Origin of the sequence: Brevundimonas pondensis (assembly GCF_017487345.1) — a bacterium.
Classification (GTDB): domain Bacteria; phylum Pseudomonadota; class Alphaproteobacteria; order Caulobacterales; family Caulobacteraceae; genus Brevundimonas; species Brevundimonas pondensis.
This window is the reverse complement of record NZ_CP062006.1, coordinates 2,998,036-3,012,285: the sequence shown is the minus strand read 5'-3', so window position 1 is coordinate 3,012,285 and position 14,250 is coordinate 2,998,036. Positions and strand designations below refer to the sequence as shown.

At 68.7% G+C, this 14,250-nt stretch carries 12 protein-coding genes; 9 read left to right on the top strand and 3 right to left on the bottom strand.

Going from position 1 to position 14,250, the window contains the following annotated elements:
- Positions 1-53 precede the first annotated feature (53 nt).
- The 5 genes from IFE19_RS15020 (at position 54) to IFE19_RS15000 (ending at position 6,614) form a co-directional block, all read left to right on the top strand.
- Positions 54-1,328: an aspartate kinase gene (locus IFE19_RS15020; RefSeq protein ID WP_114817514.1), complete on the top strand. Its 1,275-nt coding sequence runs from the start codon at positions 54-56 to the stop codon at positions 1,326-1,328.
- Positions 1,329-1,381: 53 nt separating this feature from the next.
- Positions 1,382-3,649 (top strand): phosphoenolpyruvate--protein phosphotransferase, encoded by a 2,268-nt coding sequence (gene ptsP / locus IFE19_RS15015; RefSeq protein ID WP_207823658.1) that lies wholly within the window; start codon positions 1,382-1,384, stop codon positions 3,647-3,649.
- 103 nt (positions 3,650-3,752) lie between these two features.
- On the top strand, positions 3,753-4,817 hold the full coding sequence (locus IFE19_RS15010; protein ID WP_207823656.1) for a helix-turn-helix domain-containing protein: 1,065 nt from the start codon (positions 3,753-3,755) through the stop codon (positions 4,815-4,817).
- A 64-nt stretch (positions 4,818-4,881) separates the two neighbouring features.
- Positions 4,882-6,015, top strand: a complete 1,134-nt coding sequence (gene ispG / locus IFE19_RS15005) for a flavodoxin-dependent (E)-4-hydroxy-3-methylbut-2-enyl-diphosphate synthase (protein ID WP_207823654.1) — start codon at positions 4,882-4,884, stop codon at positions 6,013-6,015.
- Positions 6,016-6,017: 2 nt separating this feature from the next.
- Positions 6,018-6,614 carry a glutathione S-transferase N-terminal domain-containing protein gene (locus IFE19_RS15000; RefSeq protein ID WP_207823652.1) on the top strand — a complete coding sequence of 199 codons (597 nt, stop codon included), beginning with the start codon at positions 6,018-6,020 and terminating at the stop codon, positions 6,612-6,614.
- 6 nt (positions 6,615-6,620) lie between these two features.
- Here the strand turns inward: IFE19_RS15000 and IFE19_RS14995 are convergent, their stop codons facing one another.
- A complete protein-coding gene (locus tag IFE19_RS14995) occupies positions 6,621-7,403 on the bottom strand; it encodes a sulfite exporter TauE/SafE family protein (RefSeq protein ID WP_207823650.1) in 783 nt (260 codons plus the stop codon).
- A gap of 59 nt (positions 7,404-7,462) precedes the next feature.
- Positions 7,463-8,071, bottom strand: coding sequence for a response regulator (locus IFE19_RS14990; RefSeq protein ID WP_207823648.1), 609 nt, complete (start codon positions 8,069-8,071; stop codon positions 7,463-7,465).
- A 187-nt stretch (positions 8,072-8,258) separates the two neighbouring features.
- On the opposite strand from IFE19_RS14990, the gene prfA reads away from it, so the two are divergent.
- Positions 8,259-9,326: a peptide chain release factor 1 gene (gene prfA, locus IFE19_RS14985; protein ID WP_207823647.1), complete on the top strand. Its 1,068-nt coding sequence runs from the start codon at positions 8,259-8,261 to the stop codon at positions 9,324-9,326.
- Between the two features lie 4 nt (positions 9,327-9,330).
- Here the strand turns inward: prfA and IFE19_RS14980 are convergent, their stop codons facing one another.
- Entirely contained in the window at positions 9,331-10,566 is a 1,236-nt protein-coding gene (locus tag IFE19_RS14980; protein ID WP_225910304.1) for a YihY/virulence factor BrkB family protein, read from the bottom strand.
- Between the two features lie 90 nt (positions 10,567-10,656).
- Here IFE19_RS14980 and prmC point away from each other — a divergent pair, with 90 nt between their 5' ends.
- The 3 genes from prmC to IFE19_RS14965 all read left to right on the top strand — a co-directional run bounded on the left by prmC (position 10,657) and on the right by IFE19_RS14965 (position 14,208).
- Positions 10,657-11,553, top strand: a complete 897-nt coding sequence (gene prmC / locus IFE19_RS14975) for a peptide chain release factor N(5)-glutamine methyltransferase (protein WP_207823645.1) — start codon at positions 10,657-10,659, stop codon at positions 11,551-11,553.
- A 281-nt stretch (positions 11,554-11,834) separates the two neighbouring features.
- Positions 11,835-12,782, top strand: a complete 948-nt coding sequence (locus IFE19_RS14970) for a DUF4167 domain-containing protein (protein WP_207823643.1) — start codon at positions 11,835-11,837, stop codon at positions 12,780-12,782.
- A gap of 82 nt (positions 12,783-12,864) precedes the next feature.
- Positions 12,865-14,208, top strand: a complete 1,344-nt coding sequence (locus tag IFE19_RS14965) for a hybrid sensor histidine kinase/response regulator (RefSeq protein ID WP_207823641.1) — start codon at positions 12,865-12,867, stop codon at positions 14,206-14,208.
- Positions 14,209-14,250: the final 42 nt, after the last annotated feature.

Sequence of the window (14,250 nt, the reverse complement as noted above, 5' to 3'; positions counted from 1 at the left end):
CGCAGGCATGAACCGCCTTGGCCGCCCATGCAAGCAGGGGACGAAACGCCACGATGACGCGGCCCGAAACGACACGACTGGTGATGAAGTTCGGGGGGACCTCCATGGGGGATCTCGAACGTATTCGTCGTGCGGCGCGAATTATCGCCGCCGAGGCCGCCAAGGGCAAACAGATCGCCGTGGTGGTGTCCGCCATGGCCGGCAAGACCAATGAGCTGGTGGCCTGGACCGACGGCGCCGGACCGGCGGCTGCGGGCCTGCCCCTGTCGGACGACGAATACGACGTGGTGGTCGCCTCGGGCGAGCAGGTGACGTCGGGCCTTCTGGCGTTGACGTTGCGCAACATGGGCCTGAACGCGCGCAGCTGGATGGGTTGGCAGATTCCGATCATCACCGACGACGCCCATGGCCGCGCCCGTATCGAGGACGTGCCCGGCGACGTCCTGGGCGCCGCCGTCGACAGCGGCCAGATCGCCATCGTGCCCGGCTTCCAGGGCGTCACCCGCGACGGCCGCATCACCACGCTTGGCCGCGGCGGCTCCGACACCTCGGCGGTCGCGGTGGCGGCGGCGCTGGGCGCGCCTTGCGACATCTACACCGACGTGGACGGCGTCTATACGACCGACCCCCGTATCGAGAGCCGCGCGCGGCGCCTGGAAAAGGTCTCCTACGAGGAGATGCTGGAAATGGCCTCGCTGGGGGCCAAGGTGCTGCAGACGCGCTCGGTTGAACTGGCCATGGCCAAGCAGGTCCCCGTGCGGGTCCTGTCCAGCTTCATCGAGCCGGATGAGAATGGAAATCTGCCGGAAAACGCCGGCACCCTGATTTGTGACGAGGATGAGATCGTGGAAAAGCGCATCGTTTCCGGCGTGACCATGAGCCGGGACGAAGCCCGGATCACGCTGCTGGGTCTGGCGGACCGCACCGACGCCCCCGCCGACGTCTTCACGCGTCTGGCCGAGGCCAACGTCAATGTGGACATGATCGTGCAGAGCCAGGCCCGCACCGAGGGCGCGGTCAATCTGACCTTCACCACGGGACGCCGCGACGCCCAGCGCGCCGCCGAGATGATGACCGCCGCCAAGGCCGAACTGGGCTTTGAGGAACTGCGCATCGACGCCGACGTGGCCAAGATCTCGGTCATTGGCGTGGGCATGCGCAGTCACGCGGGGGTGGCCCAGACCATGTTCCGCGCCCTGGCCGACAAGGGCGTCAAGTTCCAGGCTATCTCGACCTCGGAAATCAAGATCAGCGTGTTGATCGAGGACGCCTATTCCGAACTGGCCGTGCGCGCGCTGCATGCGGCCTACGGACTGGACGCCCTATAGGAAAACAGCAACGCCGCCCTATCTGATCGAAGGGCGGCAAGGCGGGAGGCGACATGGTGAAGGGCGGATTGACGACGAGGGGGCCTCGCAACCTCCTGCGCCAGATCCGCGAAGCCATGGCCGGCGGCGGCCCGGCGCAGGATCGGCTGGACATGGTGGTGCGCACCATCGCCCAGTCGATGGTCGCCGAGGTCTGCTCCATCTATCTGCGCCGCGCCTCGGGCGAGCTGGAGCTGTTCGCCACCCAGGGCCTGAATCCTGAGGCCGTTCACAACACCCGTCTGCGCCCTGGCGAGGGTCTGGTCGGCGAGGTGGCCCGGCTGGCCCAGCCGATCAGCCTGTCGGACGCCCCGTCCCACCCCAGCTTCTCCTATCGTCCGGAAACAGGCGAAGACCCTTTCCACGCCTTCCTCGGCGCGCCCCTGCTGCGCGGCGGCCGGGCCATCGGGGTTCTGGTCGTCCAGAACCGCGCCGCCCGTCGCTATGACGAGGAAGAGGTCGAGGACATCCAGACCATCGCCATGGTCCTGGCCGAGACGGTCGCCTCGGGCGAGCTTCTGGCCCAGGACGAGCTGCGCGACGTCGAGGTCGCTCCTCATCGCCCGGAACGGCTGAAGGGGCAGAAGTTCGCCGAAGGCCTGGCCTATGGTGTGGTGGTCCAGCACGAGGCGCCCCTGGCCCCCGAGCAACTGCTGTCCGACGACCCGGTCGCCGAGGAAAAGCGTCTGGCCGCGGCCCTGGCGGCGCTGAAGGCCGGCATCGACGACATGCTGGAAGGCGGCCAGAGCAAGCTGGGCGGCGCCTCGTTCGAGGTTCTGGAAACCTATCGCATGTTCGCCGACGACCGGGGCTGGAACCGGTCGCTGGAGGAGGCGGTGCGCTCGGGCCTGACCGCCGAGGCCGCCGTGGATCGGGTGCGCAACGAGCACCGCGCCCGCTTCGCCAAGGCCCGCGACCCCTATATCCGCGAGCGGCTGCACGACTTCGAGGACCTGGCCAACCGCCTGCTGCGGGTGCTGGCGGGGGACAATCCCGGCCAGCGCGATCTGCCTGACGACGCCATTCTGGTGGCCAGAAACCTCGGCCCCGCCGACCTGCTGGAATATCCGCGCCACAAGCTGCGGGGCCTGCTGCTGGAAGAAGGCTCGGCCGCCAGCCACGCCGCCATCGTCGCCCGCGCCCTGCAAATTCCCTGCGTCGGCCGTCTGCAGGGGCTGCGCGACCGCCTGTCCGAAGGTGATCAGGTCATCGTCGACGGCGAGACGGGCGAAGCCTACCTGCGCCCCCGTCCCGACATGCTGGCGGCGGTCCAGACCCGCATGGCCGTGCGCGAGCAGCGCCGGGCTGAGTTCGACCTGCTGCGCGACACGCCTGCGGTCACGAAGGACGGCGCCCGCATCACGGTCCTGACCAACGCCGGGCTGGCCGTCGATCTGGAAAACCTGGACGCGACGGGGGCTGAGGGCATCGGCCTGTTCCGCACCGAGTTCCAGTTCATGGTCTCGGACGAGCTGCCGCGTCTGGACGCCCAGACGGCGCTCTACAAGCTGGTGCTGGACGCGGCGGGCGATCGGCCCGTCACCTTCCGCACCCTTGATATCGGCGGCGACAAGGTTCTGCCCTATCTGGACAACGAGCGCGAAGAGAACCCGGCCCTGGGGCGTCGCGCCATCCGTCTGGGTCTGGACCGACCGGCCCTGCTGCGGATGCAGGTGCGCGCGCTTCTGGCCGCCGCCGCCGGGCGCGAGCTGCGCGTCATGTTCCCCATGATCGCCACGGTGGACGAGTTCCGCGCCGCCCGCGAAATGGTCGATGTCGAGTGCGACTGGGCGCGGCGGCGCGGGCGGCCCTTGCCGTCCCTGCTGCGCGTCGGGGCGATGATCGAGTGCCCCAGCCTGCTGTGGCACCTCGACGCCCTACTGCCCCTGACCGATTTCGTTTCGATCGGCACCAACGATCTGTTGCAGTACATGTTCGCCGCCGACCGGACCAATCCCCTGGTCTCGGACCGTTACGACCCCCTGTCGCCGCCGGCTTTGCGCGCCCTGGCCGAGATCCAGCAGAAGTGCGCCGACAGCGCCACCCCGGTCTCGGTCTGCGGCGAACTGGCCGGTCGTCCGCTGGAGGCCTTCGCCCTGATCACCCTGGGTTATACTCGCTTGTCGGCCCCGGCGGGCGGGGTAGGGCCGGTCAAGCGGATGATCCTGTCGGCAGACCTGTCGGCCGCCCGGCGCGGCATGGCGGTCCTGCTCGGCTCCTCGGCCGGATCGGTGCGCGGCGAGATCGAGTCCCTGGCGCGCAAGCTGAACGTCATCGTCTGAGCCACAGACTGAAGCGAGGCCGCTTTTCCCGCGTTGCCCGCATCAAGCGCGTCGTCTAAGCGAGGGGCGGGGCGCCTTCGCGTCCGCACCAACGGAACCCCGCATGGATCAGGATCGGCAGGACGCGCCGTCCCTCGAGGACGCCGAGACGCTGGGCGAGGCCCTGCGCGCGGCCCGTCTCGCCTCGGGGCGCTCCATGGCTCAGCTGTCGACCATGACGCGGGTGCATCCGCGCTATCTGACGGCCCTGGAGCAGGGGGAATATGCCGTCCTGCCGTCGCGCATCTTCTCCATGGGCTATGTCCGCGCCTATGCCGGCGCGCTCGGTCTGGACGAACTCACCGCCGTCGAACGGTTCAAGCAGGAGTTTCCCGAGGCGGCGGTGCCGCTCCAGGCGCCGACGGGGACCGAGGTTCAGGAGCAACAGAGCTGGCGCGCCTCGCCCAAGATCCTGGCGGCGCTAGGCGTGTTGATCGTGGCCGTGGTCGGTTGGAATGTTTTCCAGCGCGTGGTCCGCATCGAGCCGCCGCACCCTTCCGATCTGGTCGCCGTGCCCAAGAACTGGGCCAAGGAGGCGGATTCCGAGGTCGAGCGCGCCCTCTATCTCGGGGCGCCGCGCGCCGCGCCGCCGGATCAGACGACCCCGGCCCTCTACATCACGCCGGGTCTGGAAACACAGCTCACAGGGATCGATCCCGACGATCCCAATGCAGTGGCGGCGTCGCCCGCGCCGCCGGTCCAGGCCGCCTTCAACCCGCGCGGCGCCGTCTATGGCGCCTCGGCCACGGCCTCTCAGGTTATCCTGCAGGCCAGAAAGCCCGCCACCCTGGTGGTTCGTCAGGGCGACGGCCGTATTCTGTTCGCGCGCCAGCTGGCGGCGGGCGAGGCCTGGCGCGCGCCGCCCGGCCTCGCCGCTACCATCGATGTCTCGGACCCGACGGCCTTCGACGTCTATCTGAACGGCGAGCACAGCGGCGCCCTGCCTGCACCGCAGTCCCCGCTCGGGACGCTCAACAATCGGGCCCAGGCCGAAGCCCGTCAGTCCGAGGCCCGCGCCGCCGCTGCTGCGGAAGCCCAGGCCCGCGCCCGCGCCGCCCAGGCCGCGGCCGCCCTTGCCGCCGCGCCGCCGCCCGCCGCCGTAGTCCCAGCGACCCCTCCCACGGGATGAATCGTCGTGGTTCGCGACTGATGTCGTGGTTTTGCCGTCGTTCCTCGCCTATGTTCCGCGCGACATGAGCGACCATTCCGAACTCGGCCACATTCGTCCCTGGCGCCACATCGAGCGCCGCAAGAGCCGCCAGATCATGGTCGGTTCCGTGCCGGTCGGCGGCGACGCCCCGATCAGCGTCCAGTCGATGACCAATACGCCGACGACCGACGCGGCGGCGACGCTGGAGCAGATCCGTCAGCTGGAAGAGGCGGGGGCCGACATCGTCCGCGTCTCCTGCCCGGACGTGGAGTCTACGGCCGCCTTCAAGACCATCGCGCGCGAGGCCCGCGTGCCGCTCGTGGCCGACATCCACTTCCACTACAAGCGCGGCATCGAGGCGGCCCAGGCGGGCGCCGCCTGCCTGCGCATCAACCCCGGCAACATCGGCTCGATGGACCGGGTGAAGGAGGTCGTTCAGGCCGCCCGCGACTACGGCTGCTCCATGCGCATCGGCGTCAACGCCGGGTCGCTGGAGAAGGAATTGTTGGAAAAATATGGCGAGCCCTGTCCCGACGCCATGGTCGAGAGCGCGCTGAACCACGCCCGCATCCTGCAGGACCTGGACTTCCACGAGTTCAAGATCTCGGTGAAGGCGTCCGACCCCTTCCTGACGGTCGCCGCCTATCAGCAACTGGCCGAGGCCATCGACTGCCCGCTGCACCTGGGCGTGACCGAGGCCGGTCCCCTGCGCACCGGCACCATCAAGTCGGCCATCGGCATGGGCAACATGCTGTGGGCGGGCATCGGCGACACCATCCGCGTCTCCCTGGCCGCCGACCCGGTGGAAGAGATCAAGGTCGGCTTCGACATCCTGAAGTCGCTGGGCCTGCGTCACCGGGGGGTGAACATCATCGCCTGCCCGTCCTGTGCGCGTCAGGGCTTCAACGTCATCGAGACGGTGGCGATCCTGGAAGAGAAGCTGGCCCACGTCTCGACGGCCATGTCGCTGTCGATCATCGGCTGCGTCGTCAACGGACCGGGGGAGGCCCTCTATACCGACGTCGGCTTCACCGGCGGCGGGGCGGGTTCGGGCATGCTGTATCTGAACGGCAAGATCGCCCACAAGCAGGCCAATGACGGCATGATCGACGAGATCGTCGCCCAGGTCGAAGCCAAGGCCGCCGAACTGGACGCCGCCCGCAAGGCCGCTGAGTGAACATGAAACTCTACATCACCACCCCGTCGCCCTTCGCGCGCAAGGTTCGCATCGTCGCCCGCGAGAAGGGGCTGTCCGATCGTATCGAGGAGATCGCGGTCGATCCCTACGCCAATGCGCCGGAACTGCTGGCCACCAATCCGGTGGTCCAGGTGCCGACCCTGATCGCGGAGGACGGCCTGCCGCTGACCGACAGCCCGGTCATCGCCGAGTATCTCGACGTCATCGGCTCCGGCCCGCGCCTGCTGCCCGCCGAGGGGCCAGAGCGCCTGCGCGTCAAACGTCTGGAAACCCTGGCCAACGCCACGCTGGAGATGGGGGTTAAGCTGGTGCTCGAGAAGCGCCGCCCTGAGCAGGAACGCTCGCCGTCCTGGATGGAGCGCTGGACCTTCAACATGGGCCGTGCGCTGGACGCTCTGGAGGCCGCCGCGCCCGACGCCGAGGATTTCAACATGGGCGTGTTGAGCGCCGGGATCGCGGTCAGCTGGATCAGCTTCCGCCACCCCGACTATGACTGGAAGGCGGGTCGTCCGAACCTGGCCGCCCTGCAGGCCGTGCTGGAACAGCGGCCCAGCTTCCAGGCCACCGCGCCGGTCTGACGGAGGCTATCTGCCGATCAGCCCGGCCAGTTGTGCGCCCTGGAAGGCCGCCAGGAACAGCAGCAGGAAGCCGACGGCATAGGCCAGAACCTTGCGCGGCACCTTCTTGACGATCAGTCCGGCGAAGGGCGCGGCGATCAGGCCGCCGACCACCAGTCCGGCGACGGCGGCGAAGTGGTTCTCCAGCGCCCCGGCCTCTTCCCAGTGCCCTGTCACCAGGGCCCAGACGAAGGTGGCTGAAATGGCGACCGTCAGGAAGAACTCCGCCGTGTTGACCGTGCCGATGGCCTTGCGCGGGTCATGGCCGGCGCCGACCATGGTCGAGGATACGGTCGGCCCCCAGCCGCCGCCGCCGACAGCGTCGAGGAAGCCGCCGACCACACCGATGGGGGCGGTGATCCAGGCGGGGAGGTGGCGATGCGGGATGTCATGCCCGGCCCGCCACAGGATCCATACGCCGATCAGGGCCAGATAGCCGACGATGAAGGGCTTGATCATCGCCCCGTCGATCCCCGTCAGGACATAGGCGCCCAGAACCCCGCCGATCACGCCCGCAATGGCCAGGGGCAGGAACAGCCGCCACTCGACATTCCTGTGCCAGGCATGGCTGCCGGCCGAGGCGGCGGTGGTGAAGACCTCGGCCGCGTGGACGCTGGCCGAGGCCGTGGCCGGCGGCACGCCGAAGGCCAGCAGCACCGAGGACGAGATGACGCCATAGGCCATGCCCAGGGCGCCATCGACCGCCTGGGCCAGGACGCCCACCAGCAGGAACAGGAGAAAAGTGTCCATTCAGCCCTCAGCCTCGCCCTGCATCAGGCGCACTGCGCGACTGACTTGGCAATGGCGGATCAGACGGCCGGCTCGAGCCGCGCCAGGGCGTCCAGCACGTCGCGGCCGGTATAGGGTTTGATCACCATGGCGGCGGCCAGTTCGGCGTTGGCGGCGGCGGCGCTGACGTCGCCCGACAGGAAGATGACCGGGGTCCCCCAACGCGCCTTCAGGCTGCGGGCCAGATCGACGCCAGTGGCGTCGCCCGACAGGTTGATATCCAGCAGGGCCGCGTCGATGGGATGCAGGGCGGTCGCCGCTTCGGCCGCTTCGGCGCTGTGGAAGGGGCCGACGATCCGGTGTCCGGCGGCGTCCAGCGCCTCGGTCAGGGCGGCGGCGGCCTCGGCGTCGTCCTCGACCAGCAGCACGGTCAGGGGCTCGACCTGTGTCGCGACGGCCGAGGTTTCAGTCGGCGCCTGACGCACCAGGACGGCGCGCAGATAGGGCCACAGCTCCGCGGCGGGGCGTTCGGCGTCCAGGTCAAATATCTTGGCCAGGGCCTTCAGCTCGGTCTCGGCCTCGGCGGAAACGGTCGCGTCCGGGGCCTCCAGCAGCCCGTCGTAGAGGGCGCACAGCCGCGCCACATTGGCGTCTGCGCTTCCGGTCGAATCCGCGTTTCCATCGAACATGCCTGTCTCCTGTCAGTTTCAGCCCAGGTGGAGCTAGGGTGTTTGCAGGTGCGAAGAAACCGCCCTGACGGGCTTGTGACGACTGTTCACAATCGCTCCATCTGCGCGTGTTCGGGCCTTTTCATCGACAGGAGGCGGCCCGGCGGGTAAGGCTCCGCGCTCGATTTTTCCTTCAAAGGACGCTCCCTTGCGACTGCCTCAGGCCCGGCTCGATCAGGTGCTCGACCGCTTCCATCAGGTGGAGGCCCGCATGGGCGCGGCTTCGGACGGCGCCGAGATCGTGCGCCTGTCCAAGGAACACGCCGAGATGAAGCCGGTGGCCGACGCCGTGCAGACCCTGGCCCGCGCCCGCGCCGAGGTCGAGGACCTGCAGGCCATGGCCTCGGATCCCGAAATGGCCGCCATGGCCGCCGATGAGCTGGAGACCCTGAACGCACGCCTGCCGGAGCTGGAGCGCGAGGTCGCCCTGCTGCTGGCGCCGCGCGACGCCGATGAAAACGCCTCGGCCGTGCTGGAAGTGCGCGCCGGCACCGGCGGGGACGAGGCCGCCATCTTCGCTGGCGACCTGTTCCGCATGTATTCGCGTTACGCCTCCTCGCGCGGCTGGCGGGTCGAGGTTGACAGCGCCACCGAGGGCGAGGCCGGCGGTTACAAGGAAATCATCGCCACCGTCACCGGCGAGGGCGTGTTCGGGCGTCTGAAGTTCGAGAGCGGCGTCCACCGCGTCCAGCGCGTCCCGGCGACCGAGACCCAGGGCCGCATCCACACCTCGGCGGCAACCGTCGCCGTCCTGCCCGAGGTCGAGGACGTCGAGATCGAGATCCATGACAAGGACATCCGCATCGACACCTTCCGCGCCTCGGGCTCGGGTGGGCAGCACGTCAACAAGACCGATTCGGCGGTGCGCATCACCCACTTCCCGACGGGGATCGTGGTGACCTCGTCGGAGAAGTCGCAGCACGTCAACCGCGACAAGGCGATGAAGAACCTGCGCGTGCGTCTCTATGACATGCAGCGTCAGATGAAGGACGCGGCCCGTTCCGACGCGCGCAAGTCGCAGGTCGGTTCTGGCGACAGATCGGAGCGCATACGCACCTATAACTATCCGCAAGGCCGGGTCAGCGATCACCGCATCAACCTGACCCTGCACAGCCTGCCGCAGATCATGGAAGGCGACATCGATCCCCTGCTGAACGCCCTGATCGCCGAGGATCAGGCCGCCCGCCTGGCTGATCTGGAAGCCGAGTTCGGCTGAGGGGCTAGCGCCGCCTGACGCGCCGCTTCAGCACCCGGTCCCCCAGGGCCTCGGCGTATTTCAGGGTGAAGGCCAGGGCCGCTGGATTGCCTCGGCGCGGGCCGACAGAATCCGCCATCACCGCGCCGCGTTTGCCGATCGGCAGGGGCGCGCCAGTGGTGGTGTCGATCGCGGTCTGATGCTCGATCTCGGCGTTAAGGCGCGCGCCCATCAGGATCACCTGCACCGAGAACCAGGTCCACAGCAGGAAGCCCATGGCCGCCGCCAGCGGGCCGTAGGAATCGGTGCGGACGAAATTGCTCAGGAACCAGCTGAACAGGAAGGAGACCAGCAGGCTGAGGGCCGCGGCGAACAGGGCGCCCGGCGTCAGCCAGCGCCAGCGCGCCCGCGCCCGACACGGCCCGATGCGATAGATCAGGGCCAGGGCCGCGACATAGCCGAGATAGAGCAGGGGCCAGCGCAGCGGCGCCAGATGGGCCCATTCCTCTTCCAGCCCGAACACGGACAGGACGACCGGCACGCCGACCACCAGGGCGGAACTGAGCAGCACCGCCAGAAGGCCCGAGACGGTGATCCCCATGCACAGCAGGTTGTAGGTGAGGATGTTGCGCCGCTCGACCTCGTGATAGGCGAGGTTCAGCCCGTAGAAGAGGGTCTTCACCCCGCCGTTGGCCGCCATCAGCGACAGGGCCAGGGTCCAGGCCAGGGTGAAGGTCAGTTGGCCGGTCGAACCCCCCGCCAGTCGGGTCATCTCGGCCCCCAGGAACTGGGCCACGTTCGAAGGCAGGACCTCGTAGAGGAAGCTGAGCTGGTTCCAGGCGTCGGCCGGGTCGGCGAACAGGCCGTAGATGGTGACGAAGGCGCCGAGCGTCGGGAACAGGGCCAGCAGCATGAAGAAGGTCACGCCTCCGGCGACGAAGCCGACCCGGTCGCCGAAATAACCCATGCCGGTGCGCCAGGCGATGTCGATCCAGCCTTTGCGCGGGATATGGGTCGGGTGCTGCGCCAGCCGTCCGCGGCCAGGCTCCTCGGCTTCATAGTCCTCGGGCGTGGGATCGCGCGGCGGCAGGGGCTCGGGCCGCTTGGGCCGCAGTTCGACGCCGTACTTATGGCCCTGAGTATAGAGCAGGTGCGCCGCCGTGGCTCCGGCCGCCAGACCGCCCGCCGCCGCGCCCAGATAGCGCCAGAGCGCGCCGCCGTTTCCACGCCGTCGCGTTGGCCGTTTCAGAAGGTTCTGCATCCCCATCCGTCCCACAACGGCCACGCTCGCCGCCCGTTCCCGGTTCGCTTGCGTCTTGAATTCCCGCGCGGCAATCGCCAATCAGCCTTCATGTCCGAAAATGTCCCCGCCGCCCCGACCCTGCTGACCGCCTGGAAAGGCGCTCAGGCCCGACTGAAAGCAGCCGGCATCGACAGCCCGTCGATCGACGCCCGCCTGCTGCTGGAGGCCTCGACCGGCGCGGGGCGCGTGGACATCCTGACCGATCCCTATCGCGTCGTCGACGCCGACAAGATCGCCGTCCTGGACGCCATGATCGAGCGGCGTCTGAAGCGCGAACCGGTGTCGCGCATCCTGGGCAAGAAGGGCTTCTGGAAGATTATGCTGAACGTCACCCCCGACGTGCTCAGCCCGCGCCCGGACACCGAGACCCTGCTGGACGTCATCGTCCGCGCCTTCCCGCCGCACCGCGCCTTCGAGATGGTCGATCTGGGCACCGGCTCGGGGGCCATCTTGCTGGCGACCCTGATGGAGCGCGCCGGGGCGCGCGGCGTCGGCACCGACATCTCGACCGAGGCGATCGCCGTGGCGCGTGAAAACGCCGCCAACCTGGATCTGGACGGGCGCTGCACCTTCATCCGCACTGACTGGGCCGCGGGCTTCGCCGACGACAGCTTCGACCTGGTGGTGTCCAATCCGCCCTATATCCCGACGGGCGATATTCCCGGCCTGGACCCCGAGGTGCGCGAGCACGACCCGCATCTGGCCCTGGACGGCGGCCCGGATGGCCTGCAGCCCTATCGTGACCTGGCCCCCGAGATCGCCCGCATCCTGCGTCCTGAAGGCGTCTTCGCCGTGGAGATCGGCTGGGATCAGGGCGCGGCGGTCAAGGCCCTGTTCGAGGCCGCGGGCTTCACCGACGTCAAGGTGGTCAAGGATCTGGGCGACCGCGACCGTGTCGTAACCAACGGCCCGGACCCGCGCGTCGATCCGATCTCCGAGGCTTGATCGGGGCTGCAGGGTCCGCGCAACAAAAGCCTTGGAAACGACGCCATCGCGCGCTAAGTCGTTTCTTGTCTCCCACTCAAACGCAGTCTTTTCGAGCCGGTTTGCTCGCTCAAGCGCGTCTGGGCCAGTGACGGTCGGGCCGGTCGGTTCGGCGGACCACAGGGCGGCGAACGGTTTTCCGAGCACATCGATACGGGGATTGGCCCCGACCGAACGGAACGACGAACTGGGTCCTGCCCGTCCTGAACCGACGGCGGCCCGCACCAGCACGGTAAGCTCCGATGAGAGATTTCAAGGGCATGAAGCGTCAGCGCGGACGCAACCGGAAGCCCGGCGGCGGCGGCAACAACGCCAATGCGACCAACCCGAACCGGTCGTGGGACTCGCAAGGCCCCGAGAACATCAAGGTCCGCGGCAACGCACAGACCGTCTATGAGCGCTACATGCAGCTGGCGCGCGACGCCTCGGCCGCCGGCGACCGGGTGCTGGCCGAGAACTACACCCAGCACGCCGAACACTATTTCCGCGTCCTGCGCGCCCTGCAGCCGCAACGTCCGGTCAGCGAGATCGCCCAGCGCGAGCTGGCCGGCCAGGGCTTCGACATCGACTTCGAAGACGAGTCGGGCGCCCAGGCCGCCGCCATCATCGCCGCCGCCGCCGCCGAGCAGCAGAAGGTCGAGGACGAGGCCCGTCGCCAGGCGGAGCGCGCTGAACGGGACGCCAATCGCGATAACAATCGTGATCGGGATCGCGACTACAATCGGGATCGCGACCGGGATCGTGAACCGCGCGACAATGACCGCGAACCTCGTGCCGAGGGTGAGGCTCGTGAAGGCGGTCGACGCGAAACCCGTCGCGAGCGTTGGGAGCGGCGCCGCGAGGAACGCAACCGTCGTTTTGAAGCCGGCGAAGCCACGCCCGAGGATGAAGCCCGGGCTGCGGCCGAGGCCGACTACGTCCCTGAAGTCGCTTCGGACGAAACGGTCGTCACGCCCGTTGTCGAGGCCGAAGATGCCCGTCCGGCCCGTGCGCCCCGCCGCCCTCGCGCCGAACGCGCTCCGGTCAGTGAGCCCGGTGACGGCGAGTCGAGCGACGGCATGGGCCTGCCCGGCTTCCTGACCCGTTCGACGGCCTCGTCGTCGGACGAGGGGGACGCGGCCGAAGAGGCCCCCGCGCCCAAGCGACGCGCCCCGCGTCGCAAGGTCGAACCGGCGGCTGACGAAGGCTGATCGGGTGCGTGCAACTTTAGCGCGCATTTTTACATAACAGCAATCTATAGGCGTCATTCTCGAGGCATCGGGAGGACGTGCGATGGAACTCGTTCTGGTGGTGGTCGCCCTGGCGCTGTCCGGCTGCTGGGCGGGATTGCGGCTTGCGGCAAGAGCGCGGCGCGAAGCGACGACCTTGCGACGGATCAACGCCACCCTGGAGGCGCGCGCCGAACAGTGCGCGCGTGAGTTGCAGGCGGCTTTGGCCGCCGCTGAGGGGCAGGCCGATCAGATCAAGGCCGTCCACCGCGCCAAGACCGAGTTCCTGGCCAGCATGAGCCATGAGCTGCGCACTCCGCTTAACGCTGTCATCGGCTTTTCCGACCTGTTGCGGATGAACGAAGCGCAGGAGCCGCTCAGCCACCGACAGCATCAGGCCGTCGAGCAGATTCGCGCCGCCGGCGCCCGGCTGCTGACCTTGGTCGACGAGGTGCTGAACCTGGCCGATATCGAGGGGGGGCGGCTGGCCCTGACTGTCGAGCGGGTCGATCCGCTGCTGATCGCGCATCAGGTCTGTGAAGGCCTGCGCGCCATGGCCGAGGCGGCCGGGGTCGAACTGCGTGAGCCGTCGCCGGTCGCCGGTCTGGCCGCCCGTGCGGATCGGGAACGCCTGCGTCAGGTTCTGACCGCCCTGATCGCCAACGCCGTCAAGTACAACCGCCCCGGCGGGGCCGTCCTGATCGAGGCGCGTCAGTCGCTCGACGGGGTCGACCTTGCGGTCCATGACACCGGGCCTGGCCTGCCTGCGGCCCGCATGAACGACCTGTTTCAGCCCTTCAATCGCCTGGGACGCGAAGCCTCCGAGGTCCCGGGCGCGGGCCTGGGCCTGGCCGTGGCGCGGCGTCTGATCGAGGCCATGGGCGGACGTCTGGAAGCTGAAAGCCGGGAAGGCGAGGGGGCGGTCTTCACCGTTCGTCTGCCGCCCGCCGTCGATATGCCGCGCGCCGTCATGGCCTCGCCCGTGCCTCGTCTGTCCCTGCCTGAGGCCACCTTGCTCTATGTCGAGGACAATCCGTCCAACGTCGCCCTGATGCGCCATGTGATCACGGCCCTGGGCGGTATCCGCCTTCACGTGGCCGAGACAGGGCCGGAAGGCCTGGCCCTGGCCCGCGATCTGCGACCGGACGTGGTCATCCTCGATATCAACCTGCCGGGCATGGATGGTTTCGCCCTCAAGGCGCGGCTGGCCGAGGAGCCCCTGACGCGTGCTGTGCCGGTGATCGCCCTCTCCGCCAATGCCGCCTTCTCCGACATCCGGCGAGGGCGCGCGGCAGGCTTTCTCGAGTACCTGACCAAGCCGTTGCAGATTCCGGCCTTGATCGAGGCGCTCTCGCGGGCTTTGACATCAGGTGTTGAAACGCCCGCGCCAGGAGCGGACGCCGCCTGAAGCGACGCCGGGCCCTGTCCGTGTCGGGCTTGACGCGGCGCG